Source organism: Vibrio ordalii ATCC 33509, from assembly GCA_000257205.1.
In the GTDB taxonomy this organism is placed as follows: domain Bacteria; phylum Pseudomonadota; class Gammaproteobacteria; order Enterobacterales; family Vibrionaceae; genus Vibrio; species Vibrio ordalii.
On record AEZC01000203.1, the window covers coordinates 1 to 23,302 of the forward strand.

The window sequence follows — 23,302 nt, forward strand, 5'->3', positions numbered from 1 at the left end:
CGATGAAATGTACACCAAGGCGAGGTTATATAGCTATGAAGCCGATCCGTATACAGTCAATGAACTTTGGAAGCCATATTTAATTCATGGCCGACTCAACCTGCTGCCCGGTTATGGTTATGAGGTCCCTTCTTGGTTGATCGAAAAGGATAAAAAAGAGCTAGGGAGCATCACAAACACGGTGCAAAACGAATGGCATAAGAATCACCAAGTGCTATCGCAAAAACTGGGCGCATTTTTAGGGGCAATGATTGATTCTAAAGCCAAGCTCATGGGGAAGAAGGAATTCACCTTCGCCAAACAACGCGGAGAAGCTCGGTTACACTACACTCTCAAGCTGTACCATAACCAGCAGACCGTCACTGGTAACGGTATTGGGACAACTATAACTAATGAAGACGTGCATCAGTATGTTTTGACTAGTACAAGTTTGGGCTATACCACATTTTTACCCAATTCGATTGTGGATTTCTTTAATACCGACCTGATCAGATTTAGACACGAAAATCTGGATTATCATGACATCAAAGACGATACGCCTATTTTTGGTGAAATGAATGCTGATATGGCTGCTAAGTGTGTTTGGGAGGATATGGATTCGATGTTTTGGGCCTATAACTACTGTAAGTCAGGTTATACCCAAACGGGGCTTTCCTCGGGTACTGATAAGGAGTTACTGGCGAGCTTACTCACTCAGCATTTAATTGATAATCGAGATCAGCTGAAAACCACTACTACTGCTTGGGATTATGCGAAGGGAGTGATGCAGGCGATTGTCCCGGTTTGGGCTACCGTGGAAGATTTCCAGAATGGCAATCATGGCATGGCAACGTTAGGGTTGTTCTCTGATGTTGGTTTCTTCCTACCGATTGGTAAAGCGGCACTTTCATCGGCCAAAATGACGGGTAAAGTGATTGCGAAATCTTTACCAAGAAAGTACAAGGTCAGCTCTAAGCTGAATATTCTTGAGATCGGTAGCAATAAACGCGTGGTGGGTGAAGCATTTGATATTGATTTGAAAGCGGCAAGAAAGCAGGCCAAAGAGGCGTGGATAAGTTTACCTAAAACCGTCTTTGATCAAATGAATGTGCTGCCTGTCACCGATATTGTTAAAGGTGCCAAATCCGCTTCATTAAAAATCAAACAGCGGGTTCAGAAGGTCAAACGAAGAAATACCGATCCTTATGCACCGAAAGTCTATCAGTCTCGCGATTTTCGTATCTCATCCAAAGATCGCCCAGATTTTGATCCGGATAAAGTAGTCGGTATCCCAAGTGCAGACCGCAAAGTGATGGCGAGCATTGCCGATGAAGAGAATGTGGTGATCGGTGTTAGGGCGGTGGATCCGAACAACCGCAGTTTGTTGGAATCGGGGCTGTACAGCAGTAAGAGCTTATTGATTAAATCCAAAAGTTCGGATTGGGGACCCCACGCGGGCTTTATTCCTGTGGATCAAAAATACGCGAAAGCTTCCGCTCGTGCGCAGGTGGAGCGTTTTAACCACTACTCTGACAATGCGATCAATAGTGGTGCTGCTACGCCCGTACATTTGACCATTGATGACAAGCGCTTAAAAGAGTTACAAAGTGGTGATAACCCATTAATCCCTGAGCTTGAATATAGCTCTAAGACTGGTATGTATTACGGGGTTTCCAATGATGTCGAGCTTCACTACCAAAAAGATGAGCAGGGATTGTGGATGGTGTTTGTGGTTGAGAATGGCAATACTACCGTTCCAACACCTTTGATGGTGATGGGCAATCCTACCAGCCGAAAACCGATGACGGCCGACTATGACTTGTTTAGTGTGATGACGCATATTTCAGATTACGGTGCACCGGATATGTTCAAAATGCCGGAGCCGTGGGCGGATTGGAAAAAGTCCATCAAGGATCCTGAAAAGCTAGATCCAAAGATTAAGGAGTTGTATGAAAATGAAGATTTGTACAACAAAGTACACAATATGCAGCTTGGGATTATTTCAGATCGGGTTATCGGCTTAAAAGATAAAATCAATGATCGCTTAGGCAGAAGCAATGGCATGGAGTTAGTGCACCACGGTGCGGATGATGCCAACCCTGGCGCGGTGATTAACGATAACTTCCCTGCCACCTATTTTGTGCCCAAACAGTATTTGAACAATGATGCTTTCGGGCCTGGTCAGGGTGGGTTGCGTGATTTCTTCCAAGTTGATGAGAATGGCGCCATTATTTTGCAAAATGTCGATGACTTTGCGAATTTCCATCAGTTGATGACCAATGTGCACTTTACTGGTGCGCTCAACACCAAATGGTCAGAAAACTATGCCCAATTAGCACGGAAAAATAGGCTTTCCCACGCTTATTTGAATGCTCGCGAACAAGTGGATCAGCTGTTATTTGGCAATATTGATGCAGCAAAAATTGAGTTTTATCGTCCGAAACCGTTTGATGAAACCTTGCCGAAAGGAAAAATTCCCGCGCAAAAAATTGAAATGTATCGGGTCAGAGATCAAATAGTTAATATTGGTGCAGCCCTTAACGGGAAACATAAAGCCACCATTAAAACTTATTTTGGTGGACAATGGTTAAGTCGTTTCATCCGTGTTGTGCGAGTAGGCCATTACTACTATCAAGTGACCAGGCAGGATGGGGAGGATTACTTAAGAACGCCAGCAAGCGATCAATTGTTGCGTATTGAGCTGGATGCTGATGGAGAATGGATTGCCCCAGATCTGCCCATCGATTAAAACTAACTTCTGATTTAACGAAGCGCCCATGATTGGGCGCTCATCAACCAATATGACCAAGAGCAACGATTCAACTACTGCCTGAAAGAGATTGTGGCTAACCAGCAAGTGTCGATTTTAAAAGATGAGCACGGCTGCGTAATGCTCAATACGGAAGAGGAAGAGTGTGTTCCGGTATGGCCGCATCGTGAGTTTCCACAAGCGTGGGCAACCACTCAGCGGTGAAGAACGTGCTTCTTGCACCGCATTTTCTAATATACCTTGTGATTGGTACTGCTTGAGTTTGGCTTGGTGCAGCTTTCGAAATTGATTTCACTTAAAGGTTGGAGCCTTGGTAAAGTGGCTCTCAATCATACGTTGGGTGATTGGATGCTGAGGATCCGCCAACACTTCATGAGTTTCACCAGCTTCTACGACGTCTCCTTCATGCATAACGATGATTTTGTCTGTGATGTGTTTGATCACCCCAATATGCTGCGATACATACACAAACGAGACACCCATCTCTTCTTGCAGTTCTAGAAACAAGTTAATCATCTGTGATCGCATTGCCATGTCTAACCCGTTTAATGCTTCATCAGCCACAATGATCGACGGTTGTAGAATCAGTGCTCGTGCCAAGCAAATCCGCTGTTTTTGCCCGGTGGCGAGCATTTGCGGGTAGAAGTAGGCGTGCTCTGGCAATAACCCAACGCGCAATAGCGTATCTTTCACGCGCTTCATGCGAGCTTCAGGTGGCATATTAGTGTTTCTTTTGAGCGGCCCTTCTAGAATACGACCAATTTGAATTCTTGGGTTGAGCGATGTGTTCGGATCTTGAAAAATCATTCGAATCAGCTTACAGCGCGTGGAGTAATCCTTGTGTTCCAATAACTCTCCATTAACGCGTATCTCGCCAGCAGAGGGTTCAACCATCCCTGCAAGCATTCGTGCCAATGTCGATTTACCAGAACCATTTTGGCCAATAAAACCAATGGTTTGCCCTGCTTCTAACGTAAAGCTAACCGGTTTTACTGCATGCTGAATTTTCTTGCGAAACAGACCTGAACGGGTAATGAAATCTTTAGTTAACCCGTTCACTTCTAATAATGATGCACTCATGACTGTTGCTCCATATTGAGTGGGAAATGACAGGCAAACTTATGATTTTTAATACGTTGTGGATACGGTATTTCAACGCATTGGCGCTGAGCATAGGGGCAGCGAGGCCCTAACCGGCAACCAATCGGTAAATGTTGCAAGGGTGGAATGGAACCCGGTAAGGATTGCAATTTTTCTTTATGCGGGATCCAATCACTAAAATCAGGCATCGCTTTCAGTAGTGCAGCCGTATAAGGGTGTTTGGGTTCACTCAATATTTTCTGGGTATCGGCTGACTCAACAGACTGACCGCAGTACATCACTGTAATACGGTTAGCCCACTGGGTAATGGTGGTTAAGTCGTGGCCAATCAATAGAATCGTGGTGTTATTGACCTGATTCATCCGGCTGAGCAAGCGCAATATCTGCGATTGGGTAATGGGGTCCAAATCGTTCGTTGGTTCATCAGCAATCAAAATTTTTGGTTTGGTTGCGATAGCCATCGCAATCATTACCTTTTGGCATTCACCATCAGTTAGCTCATAGGGGTAGCTACTCATGATGCGCGCGTGCTCTTTGATTCCTACTTTATGTAAAAGGGCAATGGCTTGTTTTTTACGCCATGTAAAACGCTGCCACCATTTGCCTTCAAATGTGCGCGATGGAATAGATTCAATCAGCTGTTTTCCCACTTCATCTGAAGGGTCTAAGCAGGTTGACGGTTCTTGAAAAATCATCGCGATGTCGCGGGCAATCACTCGCCGGCGTTCGCGCGGCGTCAGCTGAAGTAGATCAATGTTACCTAAGCGCATGCGGTCGGCGGTGATGGTCCAATTATCTTTGCATATTCCTACGATGGCTTTAGCCACCAAGCTTTTTCCTGATCCAGATTCTCCCACCAATCCGCGAATTTCGCCTTCGTTCATGGTTAAGCTCATGCGATCGACTGCTTTGACCATGCCTTGTGGCGTATCAATTTCGATGGTGAGATGGCGAATATCTAATAATGGCATTATTCCACCCCTGCATTCAGAGCTTGTCGTACACCTTCACCGACTAAGCTGATGATGATCACCGTAAACATAATCGCTAAACCGGGGAGAGTGACTGTCCACGGTGCGAGGTAAATCAGCTCAACTGAATCACCTAAGATGGTGCCCCATTCGGTGCTTGGTGTTTGAGCACCCAAACCAAGAAAGCCCAAAGCGGTGATGTCTAAGATAGCAATGGATAACGCGAGTGTTATTTCGTTGGCGATGACAGCAAGTACATTGGGTAAAATGGAGTTCCACAACAGATAAAAGTCATTGGCACCATCTAAACGTGCGGCGAGGATATAGTCTTTTTCTACTTCGTTGTGTACGGCAATATACACCGAACGAACAAAGCGAGGGATAAGTGCCAAACCAATCGCAAGCAAAATATTGAACTCGCCAAAACCGAGCAGTGCCACAAAAATAATGGCAAGCAGCAATGATGGAATCGACATGACGGTGTCGAGTAAGTGGTTCAATGTACTGGACAATAATCCTTTGGTCATGCCTGCCATGATACCGATAAAACAGCCGATCACAGCTGCGATAGCGGTGATTAAAATAGCGGCAGCGAAGGTGTATTGGGTACCATCAATCAACCGTGACAAGATGTCTCGGCCTAAATCGTCGGTACCTAAGAAAAATTCGACAGTACCTGCAGGATCCCAAGAAGGCGGTATTAACAGGTTGCTCGTTTGCAACTGTGGATCATGAGGGGCTATCCAAGGAGAGGTGAGGGTAATCAACACAATGAGTCCTAAGCACCACAAGCCAAACATTGCCAAACTGTTATTGCGATAGCTGCGCCAAAACCGCTCAAACTGAGTCGGAATATGCTCTTCCTGATAAATATTATTTGTTAGCATACCATTCCTTTCTTACCAGCGGGTTAACCATAGCGCCAATCAAATCAGACAGAATGTTTGCTGTGAGAACGAGCGTACCAACTACGATCACGCCAGCTTGAATGGAGACATAATCTTGGTTAGATAAGGCATCGAGCAGCCAACGGCCAATTCCTGGCCAGTTGAAGATGGACTCAGTAATAATGGCGAGCGTTAACATACTTGATAGCTGAACCCCGAATTTAGGAATAATCGGTGGAATTGCATTTCTCAGCACATGAGCAGTCACAATTTCGTAGTGACTTAAGCCCTTAATTCGAGCGGCGCGTATATAGTTTTGAGCCATCACATCGGCTACCGAAGAGCGCATCAGGCTTACCACTTGTGTCGTCGGTGCTAGAGCCAGCACCAAACAGGGCAAAATCATATGTTCAATAACACTTTGCAAAGCATGGGCACGGTAGGTGCCTTCAGCGAAAAAAGCATCGATCAACGCAAAACCAGTTACGTGTTCTACTTGATAGAGTAGATCATAACGTCCTGACACGGGAAGCCATTCATAGTGAAGAGAAAAGACCATGATCATCAGTAGAGCCACCCAAAATAGCGGGGCTGAATAGCCGGACATTGACGTGAAGGAGATGACAGTATCAATCCATTTACCTTGCTTCATTCCTGCGAGCGTACCAATAGGGAGACCAATTAACAAAGAGAGAGTAAATGCGATGAGGCACAGTTCCAACGTTGCTGGGAAGACGATGAGTAACTCGTCCACAATCGGGACACCACTGTGATTGACGCCAAAATTGAGTTGCAGTAGTTGCCCTAAATAGGTTGACCAACCCGACCAGAAACCATGGTCCATTAGAGGCGAGTGGGGATCTAAGCGCAGCAGAGCAAACCCGACCATAGTCAAAATAAGCAGCGTGATAATAAATAAGTTGAGCCTGCGTACCGTATATAAAAACACTATTCGATCCTCTCAACCGTATTGAATGGCTGTACATTAAACGGACTGAGTTTAAATCCTGTTAGCGTTTTATTGTACGCTTTAAATTGCATGCCGTGTGCCAGTGGGATAACCGGAAACTCTTCGTTTAAAATATTTTGCGCCTGTTTGTATAAGTTAAGGCGATAGCGCGGCTTGTCTACTTCCAAGGCCAAATCGAGTAGAAAATCGAAATCACTATTACACCACATCGAGGCATTGAGCCCCGAACGCTCGGAATTACAAGAGAGCAGTGGACGCAAAAAGTTATCTGGGTCTGCGGTATCTCCATTCCAACCGGTTAAAATCAGATCAGCGTTAGCGTGCTGGATCAAATTTGAGCGATCGAGACGGTCTTGGGTGATGATATGCAATGTAATACCAATGTCAGCCAAGTTCGCATTAATTAGCTCAGCAGTTTTACGTGGACTTGGATTATAGGCATGAGGCTCTGAAGGGACTGACATCGTCAATTCCAAATTGGCGTAATAGCCGGCCTCTTTAAGTAATGCGATCGCGTAATTACGATCATAGCGAATGTGAACGTTGTCTTTTTGGTAAGCCCAAGATGACGGCGGCAGTAGGTTATAAGCAATACTCCCTGTACCGTAATAGACCGAGTCCAAAATATTTTGGCGGTTGATCGCGAAATTAAGCGCTTTACGCACGCGAACATCACTAAGTGCAGGATGAGATGTGTTTACAGCAATAAACGAGACGTTCATTGCTGGTTTGGCATTCAGTTTGATTTCTGCTTGCTGTTTGATGATCGGGATCTGACTTGAAATCGGCGAGCTAAGTACGTCACACTCATAGCGTAGTAGTTTGGCGAGTGTACCAGTCCCTCGGTTGGAGACATCAAATACGACTTGCTCCATCTTCGCCACGCCATTCCAATAAGCACCATGACGACGAAGGCGGATAAGGTCATTGACTTTAAATTCGTCGAGATAAAAAGGTCCTGAGCCAACAGGATGACTGTCAATCATGCTTTTTTCATCCTTAATCACTAATTGATTAGCATACTCATAAGAGAGTATGACGGCGTGGCTGGTGGCGATATTGGATAAAAAAGAGTTGTCGGGACGACTGAGGGTAAATTTAACCGTGAGATCATCCAGAGCGTGAACATCGATCAGCAAGTTTTTGAAATCAATCCCCGCAAACCATGGGTAGACGCCACTATTGACGTAATGAAACGGGTTGGTTGGGTCAATGATTCGGCGAAAGCTGAAGACCACATCATCGGCATTAAGAGCGCGAGTCGGTGTAAACCAAGCGGTTGATTGAAATTGAACGCCATCGTTTAGCTTGAATGTATACTCTGTACCCTGTGGATTCACCGTCCAACTTGTGGCTAAGTTTGGTATCGGTTGTAAGGTTTCTGAGTCCAATTGTAACAGTGTGTCGTAAATCTGTGGGCTGAGAGCTTCAGACGTAATACCGCCCTCAACCAATTGTGGGTTAAAAGTGGTGGGGTTACCGTGACCACAATATACGAATCCGCTCTGGCGAATTTTACTATGGTCAATTTGTTCGCTACAGCCTATCAGTAGGCTAAAGCTGCATATTCCTAGTGCGAATCGTATCAATGTTTTCATAAAGAGAAATAACTGTGAGAAGTAGGGCAAACAAAGCCAATCATTATGCCTCAAAATCCTGATAATCTACCATTTTTTGTTGCTCTAAACCTAGGGTTAATCGCCATTACTGCCAACGAGTTGATATTTTCTCACCATACCTCTCAATTGGTGGTAGCTCAAGCCGAGTAATTCGGCGGCTTGTCTTTGATTAAACTTACTGGCATTGAGCGCGGCACTCAGTAGTTGTCTGTCCTGATCCTCCTGCCACGTTTTGTAATCCATCGGAAATTCAAAGCCAGTGGTGTCAGTATGGTGATCTGTGGAGAGATTGCCAGTAAGGTCATCTGGTTTGTGCCATTGATTAGCAAAAGGGTTAAAAACCAAGTTTTCAATGGGATGAGAGGCCGTTCCGTGTTGATAGACAGCTCGCTCCACGACATTTTTAAGTTCACGCACATTTCCCGGCCACAAGTAGTGTTGAAGCTGCTCTGCCGCTTCTGTACTAAACCCGACAAAGAGCGCTAAGTTCAGTTCACGGCACATCTTAATGGCGTAATACTCAGCAAGTGGCATGATGTCTTCTTTTCGCTCTCTTAGCGGTGGAAGCTGAATCACATCAAAGGCCAGTCGGTCGAGTAAGTCAGCTCGAAACTTTCCAATTTCAGCTAATTGTGGAAGATTAGCGTTGGTTGCACAGACGATACGGACATTCGCATTAAGCCGTTGGCTACCGCCGACACGTTCGTAATGTCCATATTCAATCACTCGAAGCAGTTTCTCTTGTACGGCAAGCGGTGCGGTGGCGAGCTCGTCCAAAAAAAGAGTTCCACCTTCTGCCCGTTCAAATCGTCCTTGGTGACGTCCTTTGGCTCCGGTAAACGAGCCTGATTCATGACCAAAGAGCTCAGAGTCCATTAACCCTTCACTCAAGGTTGAACAGTTTAACGAAACCAGTGGTTGGTCCCAACGTTTGGAAAGATAATGCAAGCGCTGAGCGATTAACTCTTTGCCCGTTCCTCGTTCGCCAATAATCAATACTGGTCTATCAATCGGTGCAAGCTTAGAGACTTTATCGAGAACGGACAAAAATGGGGGGGGCTTCACCAATTAGGTTTTGTTGCATATTCACTCTCCACACCGTGATTGAAAGAGTTGGTTAAATTTACCAACCCTTGGTAAAAATCATCATAGCATAGCTGTGTATTAAATGAACTTTTGTGTAATTTGTTGATTATCAATAAATTTATACTTGGCACGAAACTTGGTTATCTCTTGTTGTCAAACGCTTTTAACGATGTAAAGCGGTCCACTACTAACCACATTACTATTGAGAACTAGTCAGGAGATTGAACATGGGTATTTTTTCTCGTTTTGCCGATATCGTAAACTCGAACATTAGTGCACTGTTAGATAAAGCGGAAGATCCTGAAAAGATGATCCGCTTAATTATCCAAGAGATGGAAGATACTTTGGTGGAAGTTCGCACCAATTCGGCCAAAGCTATTGCGGATAAGAAAGAGCTCGCACGTAAAGTCGATTCTATGGTCTCTCATATTGAAGATTGGCAACAAAAAGCGACTTTGGCGCTCGCTAAGCAGCGTGAAGATCTCGCTCGCGCTGCCTTGATTGAAAAAAAGAAATTGCAAGAGATGATGAAAGGTTTGCACACTGAACAAACCTTGGTAGAAGAAACTATCGATAAATTGACAGGTGAAATCGGTAAGCTAGAGGCCAAAATTGCCGAAACACGGGTCAAGCAACAAGCTTTGGCACTTCGTAGCCAAACCGCGCACAACCGTCGTGATGTGCAACGTCATTTGCATACTAGCCGTACTGATGAAGCGATGGCGAAGTTTGAACAGTACTCGCGTAAAGTCGATGAACTTGAAGCTGAAGCCGATCTCTACGCTATGTCCGGTAACGCTAAGTCACTCGACCAAGAATTTGCTGAACTGCAAGCGCAAGATGAAATTGAACAAGAGCTAGCAAAACTGAAACAGCAAATGGACAAAAACCAATAACGAGGAGTGGCATACATGTCATCATTTTTTATCGCAGGTCCACTGATTGTCTTTTTGATTTTTGTTGCACCGATCTGGCTCTTTTTACATTACAGAGGTAAGCGACATAGTAGCAACTCATTGTCGCAAGAGGATTTAGAGCGGATTAAAGCGTTATCTGCAAAAGCGGAAAAACTGCAAAGCCGGGTTGAAACCATTGAACGCATTTTAGATGCTGAATCACCGACTTGGAGACAAAATCATGGCTAGCCGCGAGCTCTATAAAGATCCGGTCAACGGTAAAATAGCTGGCGTATGCGCTGGGCTTGCTAATTATCTTGGGTTAGAAGTTTGGTTGGTGCGTATATTGGTCATCTCGGCTGCACTACTCGGTGGCGGTTTTTTAGTGCTTTTAGCTTATATGGCTTTGATGCTGATGTTAGAAAAGCAGCCTACTCAGTATGTTGAAACGCTAAAAGCCCAACGCGAACATACATTGAAAAATAAGCCTTGGGAGCAAGGACAAACTGCCGAAGCCTTGCTGGTGACATTGGATCAAGATTTAACTCGAGTGGATCAGAAAATCCGTAAAATGGAGGCTTATGTCACCTCTGAAGCATTTAAAGTCAATCGTGAGTTTAATCAGCTTTAACAGAAGAAAGTATAACCGATGGATAAATTGAATAAGCCGGACAGAGCTCCGGCTTATTTATGTGAGGAAGATGAACTTAAAGAGCCTGAACTTCCAAAATACATAATTTCTTCTTACATGATTTCTTCTTAGTGAAAGCACTCTCTGTGTTAGATTTTTAATATATAAATCTAGCCGTCAATGACGGCTTCATCTATTTTAAAAGAAATCATGGCGTTGGATTATAGGGTATGAATAAATTATTAGTACTGTGCTGGTTTTCGTTACCAGTTTTGGTTGCGTGCGGTAAAGCGCCTTTGGATATTCCAGAACCAGAATCAAGACCTGCGAAACTATTCACTGTCCTTGTCGGTAATACACAAGATGAACGTCAGTTTCCGGCTACGACTGAAGCAGGGGATAAAGCGGTGCTGGCATTTCGGGTGCCGGGGCAGTTACAGTCGATTGATGTCACGGCTGGTCGGCAAGTTGCGCGAGGTGACGTGTTGGCGAGTTTGAATCCAGATGAATATGCATTATTAGAAAAGCAAGCCCAAGCTAATTTTATGCTCGCTAATGTCCAATTTGAGCGATATAAAAAATTGCGTAAAGATAAAGTGGTATCCGAGCAAGATTTTGATCAAGCCCAAGCGAACCATAACTCAGCGAGAGCAATGTGGGAGCAAGCAAAAGCAAACTTACGTTATACGCAGCTTATCGCTCCCTATGACGGTACTATTTCGATTATCCCTGCAGAAAATCATGAGTACATTGCTGCAAAACAAGGGGTAATGAACATCCAAACAAACCAGATTTTGAAAGTGGTTTTTCAACTTCCAGATCACTTACTGAGTCGCTTTGCCAATGGTGCCCGTTTTGTGGCTAGCATCCAATTTGATTCCTTTCCAGATCGAGAATTTGAGCTTCAATTTCAAGAAATAGATACAGAAGCGGATCCCAAAACAGGCTCTTACCGTGTTTCTATGATTATGGATAGACCTAGTGATATTGGTATTTTGCCCGGAATGGTTGGAACGGTGCGAGTCGCTTCTGTACAAGTCAGTGCAACCCATATACCTAGGTCCGCATTATTGGTCGAAGAGGGTAAAATATCGGTTTGGCGAGTCAATGAGCAGGGGATTGTCGAAAAATCGCAAGTAGAACTAAATGATAAAGAGCAAGTGATATCGGGTCTTAAAGATGGCGATCGCATTGTAATCTCCGGTGTTAATCGCATTTCACCCGGAATGAAAGTCCGTGAATGGATTAAAGAGCGGGGATTGTAATATGAAGCAATTAGTAACGTTATGCTTAGCCTCTGCAATTTTTTTCATCGCAGGTTGCAGTGAACCACAGAGAGCTGTTAGAGAGCCAGTTGCCCGTGTGAAAGTGATTGAGCTCAATGTACAGGAAGTGAAAGATACTCTCTACTTTCCTGCGATCGCGAATGCGGCGGAACGCTCTCAACTGAGCTTTCGTGTTAATGGCGAAATTAGTCGATTTCTCGTTAAAGAGGGGAATCGAGTGAAAAAGGGTCAAGTTCTGGCTATCTTAGAACCAACGGATTATCAGTTGGATGTCGATAATGCATCGGCACGATTTGTGGTAATCGACAGCCAGTTTAAGCGTTCTCAGCCATTAGTAGATAAAGGGCTGTTGGCGAAGTCGCAGTTCGATGAAATCGCGGCGCAGCGGAAAATCGCCAACTCAGAGCTAGAACTGGCTAAATTGCGACTGTCGTTTACTGAGTTAAAAGCGCCCATGGATGGTGTTATCTCTCGTATTAATGCCGAGCAATTTGAAAATGTTCGAGTGGGTCAGCAAATTGTCAATATCCATAGTATTGATAGTGTTGAAGTATTAATCCAATTACCCGATCGTCTTTATACCCGTCAGCCAACAACGTCAGATCTTGAGAAAGTGGATGCGTGGGTACGATTACCCAGTGGCAATCAATATTTAGCGAAAGTCAAAGAGTTTACCACCGAACCCAATCCTAATACCGGTACTTTTACGGTGACATTAATGCTGCCTATGCCTAGTAATGAGATCATCTTAGATGGTATGGCTGTCGATGTGACTTCAAAATCGGCGCAAGTGGGGGTAAACCTCAATCAAGGAGTTAATGTGCCTATCACGGCTGTGTTTAATGCTGATGGTGATGATATTGATCGTGCAAACAAATTCGTTTGGCTTGTGAGGCCTGATCTCACCGTGACCAAGCGACAAATCGTTATTGGACAAGCCTCGAAAAGCACCCTCCAAGTGTTAGATGGGTTAAATCCAATGGATAAGATCGTTACTGCAGGCCTAACAAAACTGCGTGAAGGAATGAAAGTGGAAGTCGTGAAGCAGGAGGTGGGTAATGAGTAATCAAACCCCAGAGTCGCAAAATGATCAAAAAGTGAGAGGGGTTGCAGCCTACTTCATAAAAAATAGAGTCATCAGCTGGATGTTGTCGCTGATTTTCTTGATTGGTGGCGTATCGGCGTTTTTTGGCCTCGGAAGGTTGGAAGACCCAGCCTTTACCATTAAAGATGCTATGGTTGTCACCGCTTATCCGGGGGCCACACCTCAACAAGTAGAAGAAGAGGTGACTTACCCTTTAGAGAAGGCTATTCAGCAATTGACCTATGTGAATGAGGTGAACTCGATCTCTAGTCGTGGTTTGTCACAAATTACCGTTTCCATGAAAAATAACTATGGGCCTGATGATTTACCGCAGATATGGGATGAACTACGACGTAAAGTCAATGATCTAAAAAACCAACTGCCACCGGGCGTTCATGAGCCTCAAGTTATCGATGATTTTGGTGACGTATATGGCATTTTATTGGCTATTACCGGTGATGGATACAGTTATAAAGAGCTGCTTGATTATGTTGATTACCTGCGTCGGGAGTTAGAACTGGTTGACGGTGTAAGCAAAGTATCTGTTTCGGGGCAGCAACAGCAGCAGGTATTTATTGAAATCTCGATGAAGCGTATCAGTTCACTCGGTATTTCACCTCAAACCGTTTTCAATCTATTAGCTACTCAAAATATCGTGTCAGATGCCGGAGCAATTCGTATTGGCGATGAGTATATTCGTATTCAACCGACAGGTGAATTTGAGAATGTCGATAAACTCGGTGATTTGATTTTAACCGAAGGTGGAGCACAAGGATTGATTTACTTACGTGATGTGGCACAAGTAAATCGAGGCTATATTGATGTGCCCAGTAATGTTATCAATTTCAATGGCAAGCTTGCTTTGAATATGGGCATCTCTTTTGCTCAAGGTGTCAATGTGGTGGACGTTGGACAGCGTTTTGACCGACGTTTAGCAGAATTGAAATACCAGCAGCCGATTGGTATTGATATTTCGGAAGTATACAGCCAACCCAAAGAGGTGAATAAGTCGGTCAGTGGTTTTGTCGTTAGCCTTGGCCAAGCGGTAGCGATCGTTATCATTGTACTACTGTTTTTTATGGGTTTGCGCTCTGGTTTATTGATTGGATTGATTTTACTGCTGACCGTTTTGGGAACCTTCATTTTCATGCAGTACCTGAAAATCGATCTACAAAGGATCTCGTTGGGAGCTTTAGTCATCGCGCTTGGTATGCTGGTGGATAATGCAATTGTAGTGGTCGAAGGTATTTTAATCGGAACCCAAAAAGGACGAACGAGGCTGCAAGCGGCAACCGATATTGTCACACAAACGAAATGGCCATTGTTGGGAGCGACCGTGATAGCGGTGACCGCATTTGCCCCTATTGGTTTGTCAGAAGATGCGACGGGCGAATATTGCAGAACACTATTTACGGTGTTGTTGATTTCTTTGATGCTGAGTTGGTTTACAGCAATCTCACTCACCCCATTTTTTGCTGATATTTTCTTCAAGGGACAAAAAGTAAATACGGCTGGAGAGCACCACGATCCATATAACGGAATGGTTTTTGTCTTATATAAAAGCTTCCTAGACTTTTGTATGAAGCGTGCATGGTTAACCATGGTGGTTTTAGTTTTTGGCTTGGTCATTAGTGTGTACGGTTTTACTAAAGTGAAACAAGCTTTTTTTCCATCTTCAACGACTCCTATATTCATGGTCGATGTTTGGTTACCTGAAGGAACGGATATCCGGGCCACCAATGATCAACTTCGTAAGCTAGAGCGTTGGTTGTCAGCCCAAGAAGAAGTGGAACATATCACAACGACAGCAGGCAAAGGTCTTCAGCGTTTTATGCTGACCTACACGCCAGAGAAAAGTTACGCGGCTTATGGTGAAATTATCACTCGGGTGAAAAGTGATGAAATGCTCACTCAGGTAATGGATCGTTTTAGGCTGCATCTTGATGAGCACTATCCTGAGATCAACTATAAACTGAAACAGATAGAGTTAGGTCCTGGTGGTGGTGCAAAAATAGAAGCTCGAATTGTTGGTTCGGATCCCACTATATTAAGGTCGCTTGCCTCACAAGTGATGGATATCATGTATGCAGATCCAGGAGCTTACAACATTCGTCACGACTGGCGTGAACGCACAAAAGTGTTAGAGCCGCAATTCAATGAAAGTCAAGCTAGGCGTTATGGTGTCACTAAATCCGACGTAGACGAGTTTTTAGCGATGTCATTTTCAGGAAAAGCGATCGGTGTATATCGTGATGGCAGTACGCTCATGCCTATTATCGCTCGCTTACCAGAAGATGAGCGGACGGATATACGCAATATTAAAAGTATGAAGCTTTGGAGCCCAGTGGTGGAAAGCTATATCCCACTGCAACAAGTTACTCTAGGTTATGAAATGCGTTGGGAAGATCCTCTCATTGTGCGTAAGAACCGGAAACGAATGTTAACGGTGATGGCAGACCCAGATATTTTGGGCCAAGAGACAGCTTCAACATTGCAAAAACGGCTACAGCCGAAAATTGAAGCTATCGCAATGCCAGCGGGCTATTCACTGGAATGGGGAGGCGAGTTCGAATCTTCACAGGATGCGAAGGAATCATTGTTTAAAACCATGCCTTTGGGTTATCTTTTCATGTTTTTAATTACGGTATTTCTATTCAATTCTGTGAAAGAATCGTTGATAGTATGGCTAACGGTACCTCTTGCTCTGATTGGGGTGACTACGGGTTTACTGATGCTCAATACCCCTTTTGGTTTTATGGCATTACTTGGTTTTTTAAGTTTATCAGGAATGTTGTTGAAAAATGGCATTGTACTGCTTGATCAAATAGAAATTGAAATACACTCGGGTAAAGATCCTTACTTGGCGATCGTTGATGCTTCTTTGAGCCGTGTACGCCCAGTATGCATGGCTGCAATTACGACGATTTTGGGGATGATACCCTTATTACCGGATATTTTCTTTAAACCTATGGCCGTCACTATCATGTTCGGTTTGGGCTTTGCGACCATACTGACATTGATTGTTGTACCAGTGTTGTATCGTTTATTCCATAAAATTAACGTACCGCAATAAAGGCAAAGCGATACCTCAACATTGATTGGGTATTGATTAAGGAAGGCATATGCATCAGATGGACAGGGTATGCGCATGGGCGATGAATCACCCTTTAGAGCGCGATTATCACGATAATGAGTGGGGCGTTCCCGTTTACGATGATGTCAAGTTGTTCGAATTTTTGACGTTAGAAGGTGCGCAAGCTGGGCTGAGCTGGATTACGATTTTGAAAAAGCGAGAAGGCTACCGCTTAGCCTTTGACGGTTATGATCTTGAAAAACTGGCTCAGTACGATGAAACGCGGGCACCTTACATTATCGAGCATTTCGATGTGGTGAAGCACAAAGGCAAAATTGCCTCTGTTTATTCCAATGCACGAGCGGCTTTATTGTTGCAGCAAGAGTATGGTTCCTTATCCAAAGCATTGTGGCAGTTTGTGGATGGTCAACCAGTGCTCAATCATTGGCAGCAGATGATTGATATCCCTACATCGACGCCCACGTCTAAGGCGATGAGCCAATTTCTAAAGAAAAAAGGCTTCAAGTTTATTGGCGAAACGATTTGTTATGCTTTTATGCAGGCGGTGGGTATGGTGAACGATCATTTGGCTGATTGCCCCAAGCGTTAATTTTTCAGGGTAACCTAATATGCAAAAGGCCGCTGAAGATTCAGCGGCCTTTGGGTCTTCCGCTTATATTATGTACGCAGAGCAAGCTGTGCACTGTAGCGTTCTAATCCCGCTTTTAGATCAGCGATCAGATCGTCTACATCTTCAAGACCAATATGTACTCGAATCAGTGTACCGGCAAAGTGCGGGTGTGCGACGGTTCTTAAACTATCAAAGCTTCTGGGTTCATTAGCTAAAATCAGGCTTTCAAACCCACCCCATGAAAAGCCCATACTAAAATGTTGCATGCCATCGAGCAAAGCCGTCGTAGCTTTTGCATCACTGCTCTTTAATACAAATGAAAACAGCCCGTTACCACCAGTGAAATCACGCTGATAAAACTCATGTCCAGGACAAGTCTCTAACGCAGGATGGCGAACGTGATCCACTTCAGGTTGTTCTGCTAACCAGTGCGCAATGGCTAAGCTATTTTGAGCATGTTGACGTAAGCGAACATCTAACGTTCTTAGCCCTCGTAGTCCTAAATAAGCGTCATCAGGTGAGACACATTGTCCCATCAAATAGCTTTGCTCTCGCAATTGATCCCAGCATTTTTCATTGGCGATCGCTGTTCCTAACATCACGTCTGAGTGGCCAACAATGTATTTCGTCGCCGCTTGGATCGAAATATCAACACCATGTTCAAAAGGTGAAAAGTTCACGCCCGCCGCCCAAGTGTTATCCAGCATGACAATGATGTCATGTTCATGTGCAACCCTTGCTAAGGTCGGGATATCTTGCACTTCCATCGTGATCGAACCGGGTGATTCAGTGAATAACACTTTGGTATTGGGCTGGATCAAAGCGCGGATCCCTTCACCTATGGTCGGTGAGTAGTAGGTCGTTTCTATGCCCATTTTCTTCATGATTTTTTCACAAAAATCACGAGTAGGTTCATAGCAAGTGTCGACCATCAGAATATGGTCACCCGTTTGCACAAAGGAAAGAATACTATTGGCAATGGCGGCCGCACCGCAAGGGAAAAGCGCGCAACCGACGCCACCTTCAATTTCCACCATTGCTTCTTGGAACGCAAAGTGCGTATGAGTACCACGGCGTCCATAAAAGAGTGTTTTATTAGCCCGATTGACAGTGGCGTGATTTTTTTCAGCCACACTATCAAACACAACCGTAGAGGCTCGTTGAATAGGAGGATTGACAACACCATTGGTCCACTTTTTACTACGACCCGCATTGACCAACTGTGTTTTTTTACCTTCTGGCATCCGAAATCCTTGTCTGGGAGAGTGTTCACTATTTAAAACATGGAGTTGCCTAGCTTGGCAACCCCAGTCAGATAAAAAGTTTACAGCAGCGGATTAAACAGATAGAACAATCGTTCAAAAAACCTATGATACAGCGGGCGTTGCTCCCATATTGCTAGCTCAACCAAGTGAGATTGTTCTATATAACGCTGTTGCAGCCAGTTCATTTCTTGAGTGAAGGATTGATCTTCAATTGCTAACGTGACTTCAAAATTGAGCCATAAGCTGCGCATGTCAATATTCACCGTACCGACAAGACAGAACTGGTTATCGATCACGACGGATTTAGTGTGCAGCAAGCCACCGTAGAATTCGTATATTTTCACACCGGCTTCGAGCAACTCACCATAAAAGGCGCGAGAGGCCCATTTAACCATCAATGAGTCATTTTTATGTGGAATAATGACTTCAACATTGATACCGCGTTGAGCGGTCATTTTTAAAGTAGCAACAAGGTCTGCACTGGGAACAAAGTAAGGTGTTGTGATCCTGACAGATTGATTGGATTGATTCATCGCGAGCGTTAACACTTGGGAGATTAAGTTCTCCGGCATGCCGGGGCCTGAGGGGACAACCTGTACTGGATGATGGGGCTGATCTGGACCGATAGTGCATTCTGGTTGTGCTGGCAACATACGTGTTCCTGTTTCCACTTCCCAGTCCCAGCAATGTACTGCGGACAGCACATTGACCGCAGGCCCGGTAATACGAACCATAATATCGACCCATTGACCTACACCGGAATTTTGCTTGAAATAGGCTGGATCAACTAAATTCATCGAGCCTGTGTAGGCAATTTTATCGTCGATAACAATGATTTTACGATGTTGACGTAGATCTAAGCGGCGTAAGAACATCCGCCACGGGCTCACTTCTAACGCTTGGACGACTTCAATTCCTGCGTCTTTCATCATTTTGTACCAGTGACTTTTGAAGAAACGTGGGCTGCCCGCGGAATCAAGCAGTAATTTCACATGCACATCACGTTTAGCTGCTTGGATCAACGCGGAAGCAACCGAATCCGCCAATCCACCCGGGTGCCAAATATAAAAGACCATTTGGATGCTAGTGTGAGCTTGTTCTATGTCAGCAATGATAGAGTGCAGAATTTCGTTAGGGGAGGTTTGCAATGATAACGTATTACCACTTAAGGCCGGAATCCCCATGCGGTGGTTACACAGCTCATCAATTTTATAAATTTGGGCGCCCATTCCCTCAGGGGCATGAGCTTGGCAATCGTTAAGCTGTCTAAACCAATTACCAAATGGAGCAAACATTTCCTTCGCACGCTCTGCACGCTTGCGTCCTAAATTTAGCTCACCAAAAAGAAAATAGCAGATCACTCCAACAATCGGAATGATATAAATCACCATCAGCCAAGCCAGAGAAACACTCACCGCTCGGCGTTTCAATACAACGCGTAGCGTGACTGCGGCGACCAAAAACCAATAGAGAGCGATGCCTGCTAAAGTAAGAACGTGGTAAACCTTGTCCATGCTATTAATCTTGTCGATAGAATAAGTCACGATAGTAAAGGGAAAGGGAAAACTAAGGAAGGTTATCGCGTGAATAATATGAAAATAGTAACAGATGAATCGTGTTACTAGAGTGATCATGGCAGTTTAAAAAAATGATCTGAGGATAAAAAAGCAACAGTTGAACTATAAAACTACGGCCTTATCCGTAATTTATATCGTTCGAGCTTCCAATTTTAATCTCAAACTGTTTTACTTGCCACCATCTCAGTGCGACAAAAAATCATAACTTGTGTAATTAAAAGTTTACACACGCTTTTAGCACTGCCTAACAAACACAACATTGGTAAATAGTTTATGGCAAGTAGTTCAAGAGGTCATTTCTCATCGAGACTTGGTTTTATTATGGCGGCTGCAGGTTCTGCGGTTGGCCTAGGGAACGTGTGGGGTTTTCCGACCAAAGCGGCAAGTAATGGTGGCGCGGCATTTTTAGTGATTTATTTGGCGATGGTATTCTTGCTGGCGTTTCCAATGCTGGTTGCGGAATTGACGATTGGGCGACATGGACAATCTAACCCAATCGCTTCTTTAAGAAGTATCTGGACCAAAAATCGTGCGGCGGCGGCACTGTTTGGCATTATCGCGATGATTGCCTCATCGATGATCCTCAGTTTCTACTCCATCCTTGCCGGATGGCTTATGGGTTTTGCGGCATCCCCTATATTAGGTATGTTGGGCTTACAGACAGCGGCCGACTGGCTAGTGAATTTTAGCGATTTACGCAATGTTTTACTGGCGCTCGCATTTTCTTTACTCACTATTTATGTTGTGCGAAAAGGTGTCGCGGACGGCATTGAAAAATGGTCTACCCGTTTGATGCCGGTGCTTTTCATTCTCTTTGGCGTCATGATTGCTTATATCTTTACCCAAGACGGGGCAATGGAAGGATTGAAGATGTATTTGATCCCTGATATTGCGCACATCACTCCCAGTTTATTAGTAGACGCAATGGGGCAAGCTTTCTTCTCTCTCTCTTTAGGCGTGGGGGCGATGATCGTTTATGGCTCATATCTTAAGAAAGATGTTAATTTGCCAAAAACAGCGGCGCAAGTCGCGGCGATTGATACGGGAGTGGCGTTTGCCGCTGGCCTTTTGATTCTCCCAGCAATGTTTGTGGCTAAAAATCATGGTGTCGAAATTTTTGATGATGCAGGCAACTTGATGAGTTCGGGCGATTTAGTCTTCACCGTGCTGCCTGCGATGTTTGATAATATGGGCAGTGCAGGGGTGTTGCTCGGCTTTGGTTTCTTTATTTTGATGGTTATCGCAGCGCTAACTTCTTCAATTTCTATGCTAGAAGTACCAGTATCTTGCGCGCAAGATGAACTAAAAATGACTCGTAGCCAAGCAACATGGATGATCGGTGGAGCCATTGCGCTGCTGAGCATCATCATTTCCCTTAACTTTGGGGCGTTATTTAACCTAGTGGCTAACGTCTCAACCGTCTATATGCAACCTTTATTAGGTGTGGTTTGGGCTATTGTGGTGGGTTGGGTTTGGCATCGTAATAAATTGCTTGATGAGATCAAACAAGGTAACCCAGAGATTGCACAAAGCCTATTTTGGAAAATTTGGCCATGGTACGTGCGTTTTGTTTGCCCCGTGGCGATTTTAATGGTCTTTGCTTATTCATTAATCTAGCGCATTCCTAAGGCTCTCATCCGAGAGCCTTTTTATCCTCCTACGGCCTTGAACCTTGCATTTATTGGTATCTGCGTTGTTTAACGCTATACTCAGCCGCCTATTCTGCAGTTAGTGATTCACATGTTTGATATTCTTTATACTCACAACGATTTTCTCATCATCAACAAGCATCCCAATGTTTCTGTGCACAAAGATGATGGGGATACAATGCTGCTGCAAGAAGTGGGTAAGGTTTCAGGCGATGACAAGCTCTACTTAGTTCATCGGTTGGATAAAATGACGTCCGGCATTTTATTGCTTGCCCGCCATCAAGCCGCGGCTAGTGAGTTATCTAAAAACTTTGCAGCAAGGGAAGTCGAGAAATTCTATCTTGCCATTGGCAGTAAAAAGCCTAAAAAGAAACAGGGTTTGATCAGCGGTGATATGGAACGCTCTCGACGCTCGTCGTGGAAGTTAGTAGCGACACAAAATAACCCTGCAGTAACGCAGTTTTTTTCCTGCTCTGCTGAACCGGGTGAACGTCTCTTTTTATGTAAACCTTTTACCGGAAAAACCCACCAAATTAGGGTTGCTTTGAAATCACTCGGCTCTGCGATTGTCGGTGACCCGATTTATCATTCTCATGATGATTCTGATAGAGGCTATCTACACGCTTTTGCGTTACGTTTTTGCTATCAGGATCAGTGGTATCAATTTATCTGCGACCCACGCAATCAAGTAGCGATGGGGCAGAAGTGGAACTCAGACATTGTTAGCCAAGGGATTGAATCTTGGTTAACACCTTGGAATCTAGTTTGGCCGAAAGTAAACAAATGACAGAACAAACAATGCAACGTTCAGCGCTTCCTCACTTTTTTACCCATATTGAGCAGCAGCTCTCTTGTAATACCGGTGAAATTCGCCGCTTATTTCATGGCCGAGGTCGTCAATGGCCAGGTCTAGAACAGCTCACCTGTGACTGGTTGCAAGGGCAGTTAGTCGTCAACTTATTTAAAAATGTCGAAGAAGATTTTCTCGCGGAGTTAAAAGCGGGTTTGTCGCACCTAACAGCCCGTCCGTTATGGCTAGAAAAGCAAGGTCGTTGTGTCTTACTTCAGCATCGATATGCCGATGGCGCGCCTTCAGAAACAGTATGGGGAGAATTAGAGCCTTTCCCTGTGGTGGTCGAAAATGGCTTAAAGTACCAATTGAGCATTGGGCGTAACCAGAATTTCGGGCTGTTTTTGGATATGCGTTACGGCCGTGAGTGGGTTTCATCTAACGCTAAACATAAAAATGTACTGAATCTATTTGCCTATAGTTGCGGTTTTTCAGTAGCGGCTATTGCTGGTGGTGCTGACCAAGTTGTGAATGTCGATATGGCCAAAGCATCACTGGCTAAGGGTCGTGAAAACCATCAATTAAATGGCCACAATCTCAATTCAGTGAAGTTTCTTGGACATGATATTTTCAAGTCTTGGGGAAAAATCAAAAAATCAGGGCCATATGATCTGATTATTATTGATCCCCCTTCGTTCCAAAAAGGCAGCTTTGCGCTAACTAAAGATTATCAACGTATCTTACGCCGCTTACCTGAGCTGTTAGAACAAGGCGGCGAAGTGCTTGCATGCGTTAATTCACCAGCCGTAACCTGCGACTTTTTAATCGAAGGGATGAAGGTAGAAGCGCCATCACTTACTTTTCAAGCTCGCCTAGAAAACCCACCAGAGTTTGAAGATATTGATCCGCAAGCGAGCCTGAAAGCACTGATTTTCTCCTAAGTAGAATGGAGATCAGGTAAGATCACGCCATAATGAAGTTAGTTATGGTGTGATTGCTCCCGACTTCAGGAATTATTAATTTTGCAAAATATGTTC

Annotated in this window: 19 protein-coding genes and 2 pseudogenes; 12 read left to right on the forward strand and 9 right to left on the reverse strand. The window is 44.4% G+C overall.

What is annotated here, in order from left to right; translation table 11 throughout:
• Window positions 1-2,728, forward strand: a 2,728-nt coding sequence (locus VOR_RS0113520) for an anthrax toxin-like adenylyl cyclase domain-containing protein (RefSeq protein ID WP_010320229.1), incomplete at its 5' end; no start/stop codon positions are given.
• 42 nt (window positions 2,729-2,770) lie between these two features.
• Window positions 2,771-2,941, forward strand: a pseudogene (locus tag VOR_RS17300) (DUF2750 domain-containing protein); the annotation flags it as partial.
• Window positions 2,942-2,944: 3 nt separating this feature from the next.
• Here VOR_RS17300 and VOR_RS19285 read toward each other — a convergent pair.
• The 7 genes and pseudogenes from VOR_RS19285 to pspF all read right to left on the reverse strand — a co-directional run.
• Window positions 2,945-3,025: pseudogene (locus VOR_RS19285) on the reverse strand (DUF2927 domain-containing protein); the annotation flags it as partial.
• Between the two features lie 15 nt (window positions 3,026-3,040).
• Window positions 3,041-3,829 carry a peptide ABC transporter ATP-binding protein gene (locus VOR_RS0113530; RefSeq protein ID WP_010320231.1) on the reverse strand — a complete coding sequence of 263 codons (789 nt, stop codon included), beginning with the start codon at window positions 3,827-3,829 and terminating at the stop codon, window positions 3,041-3,043.
• Window positions 3,826-4,821, reverse strand: coding sequence for a peptide ABC transporter ATP-binding protein (locus VOR_RS0113535; RefSeq protein WP_010320232.1), 996 nt, complete (start codon window positions 4,819-4,821; stop codon window positions 3,826-3,828). Before VOR_RS0113535 ends, VOR_RS0113530 begins: the two co-directional genes overlap by 4 nt.
• Window positions 4,821-5,708: an ABC transporter permease subunit gene (locus VOR_RS0113540; protein WP_010320233.1), complete on the reverse strand. Its 888-nt coding sequence runs from the start codon at window positions 5,706-5,708 to the stop codon at window positions 4,821-4,823. The genes VOR_RS0113535 and VOR_RS0113540 overlap by 1 nt, the downstream gene beginning before the upstream one ends.
• On the reverse strand, window positions 5,695-6,657 hold the full coding sequence (locus VOR_RS0113545; protein ID WP_010320234.1) for an ABC transporter permease: 963 nt from the start codon (window positions 6,655-6,657) through the stop codon (window positions 5,695-5,697). The genes VOR_RS0113540 and VOR_RS0113545 overlap by 14 nt, the downstream gene beginning before the upstream one ends.
• On the reverse strand, window positions 6,657-8,276 hold the full coding sequence (sapA, locus tag VOR_RS0113550; RefSeq protein ID WP_010320235.1) for an ABC transporter substrate-binding protein SapA: 1,620 nt from the start codon (window positions 8,274-8,276) through the stop codon (window positions 6,657-6,659). Before sapA ends, VOR_RS0113545 begins: the two co-directional genes overlap by 1 nt.
• Before the next feature lie 96 nt (window positions 8,277-8,372).
• Window positions 8,373-9,362 carry a phage shock protein operon transcriptional activator gene (pspF, locus tag VOR_RS17960; RefSeq protein ID WP_415679705.1) on the reverse strand — a complete coding sequence of 330 codons (990 nt, stop codon included), beginning with the start codon at window positions 9,360-9,362 and terminating at the stop codon, window positions 8,373-8,375.
• Between the two features lie 248 nt (window positions 9,363-9,610).
• Here pspF and pspA point away from each other — a divergent pair, with 248 nt between their 5' ends.
• The 7 genes from pspA to VOR_RS0113590 all read left to right on the forward strand — a co-directional run bounded on the left by pspA (window position 9,611) and on the right by VOR_RS0113590 (window position 16,963).
• The gene (gene pspA / locus VOR_RS0113560) at window positions 9,611-10,279 is read left to right on the forward strand and encodes a phage shock protein PspA (RefSeq protein ID WP_010320237.1); all 669 of its coding nucleotides are present in this window, start codon (window positions 9,611-9,613) and stop codon (window positions 10,277-10,279) included.
• Between the two features lie 15 nt (window positions 10,280-10,294).
• Complete coding sequence (pspB, locus tag VOR_RS0113565; protein WP_010320238.1) at window positions 10,295-10,528, forward strand: envelope stress response membrane protein PspB; 234 nt, start codon at window positions 10,295-10,297, stop codon at window positions 10,526-10,528.
• The gene (gene pspC, locus VOR_RS0113570; RefSeq protein WP_010320239.1) at window positions 10,521-10,910 is read left to right on the forward strand and encodes an envelope stress response membrane protein PspC; all 390 of its coding nucleotides are present in this window, start codon (window positions 10,521-10,523) and stop codon (window positions 10,908-10,910) included. Before pspB ends, pspC begins: the two co-directional genes overlap by 8 nt.
• Window positions 10,911-11,140: 230 nt before the next feature.
• The gene (locus tag VOR_RS0113575; RefSeq protein WP_010320240.1) at window positions 11,141-12,175 is read left to right on the forward strand and encodes an efflux RND transporter periplasmic adaptor subunit; all 1,035 of its coding nucleotides are present in this window, start codon (window positions 11,141-11,143) and stop codon (window positions 12,173-12,175) included.
• A gap of 1 nt (window position 12,176) precedes the next feature.
• Window positions 12,177-13,262, forward strand: coding sequence for an efflux RND transporter periplasmic adaptor subunit (locus VOR_RS0113580; RefSeq protein ID WP_010320241.1), 1,086 nt, complete (start codon window positions 12,177-12,179; stop codon window positions 13,260-13,262).
• Window positions 13,255-16,353: an efflux RND transporter permease subunit gene (locus VOR_RS0113585; protein WP_010320242.1), complete on the forward strand. Its 3,099-nt coding sequence runs from the start codon at window positions 13,255-13,257 to the stop codon at window positions 16,351-16,353. The genes VOR_RS0113580 and VOR_RS0113585 overlap by 8 nt, the downstream gene beginning before the upstream one ends.
• Before the next feature lie 49 nt (window positions 16,354-16,402).
• Entirely contained in the window at window positions 16,403-16,963 is a 561-nt protein-coding gene (locus VOR_RS0113590; protein WP_010320243.1) for a DNA-3-methyladenine glycosylase I, read from the forward strand.
• Between the two features lie 68 nt (window positions 16,964-17,031).
• Here VOR_RS0113590 and VOR_RS0113595 read toward each other — a convergent pair whose 3' ends face one another.
• A complete protein-coding gene (locus VOR_RS0113595) occupies window positions 17,032-18,228 on the reverse strand; it encodes a cystathionine beta-lyase (RefSeq protein WP_010320244.1) in 1,197 nt (398 codons plus the stop codon).
• A gap of 80 nt (window positions 18,229-18,308) precedes the next feature.
• Complete coding sequence (cls, locus tag VOR_RS0113600; protein WP_010320245.1) at window positions 18,309-19,763, reverse strand: cardiolipin synthase; 1,455 nt, start codon at window positions 19,761-19,763, stop codon at window positions 18,309-18,311.
• Between the two features lie 336 nt (window positions 19,764-20,099).
• Between cls and VOR_RS0113605 the strand changes: the two genes are divergently transcribed.
• The 3 genes from VOR_RS0113605 (at window position 20,100) to VOR_RS0113615 (ending at window position 23,206) form a co-directional block, all read left to right on the forward strand.
• Window positions 20,100-21,443 carry a sodium-dependent transporter gene (locus tag VOR_RS0113605; protein WP_029627201.1) on the forward strand — a complete coding sequence of 448 codons (1,344 nt, stop codon included), beginning with the start codon at window positions 20,100-20,102 and terminating at the stop codon, window positions 21,441-21,443.
• Window positions 21,444-21,566: 123 nt separating this feature from the next.
• Window positions 21,567-22,262, forward strand: a complete 696-nt coding sequence (locus tag VOR_RS0113610; RefSeq protein WP_010320247.1) for a TIGR01621 family pseudouridine synthase — start codon at window positions 21,567-21,569, stop codon at window positions 22,260-22,262.
• Window positions 22,263-22,273: 11 nt separating this feature from the next.
• The gene (locus VOR_RS0113615) at window positions 22,274-23,206 is read left to right on the forward strand and encodes a class I SAM-dependent methyltransferase (RefSeq protein WP_010320248.1); all 933 of its coding nucleotides are present in this window, start codon (window positions 22,274-22,276) and stop codon (window positions 23,204-23,206) included.
• Window positions 23,207-23,302: the final 96 nt, after the last annotated feature.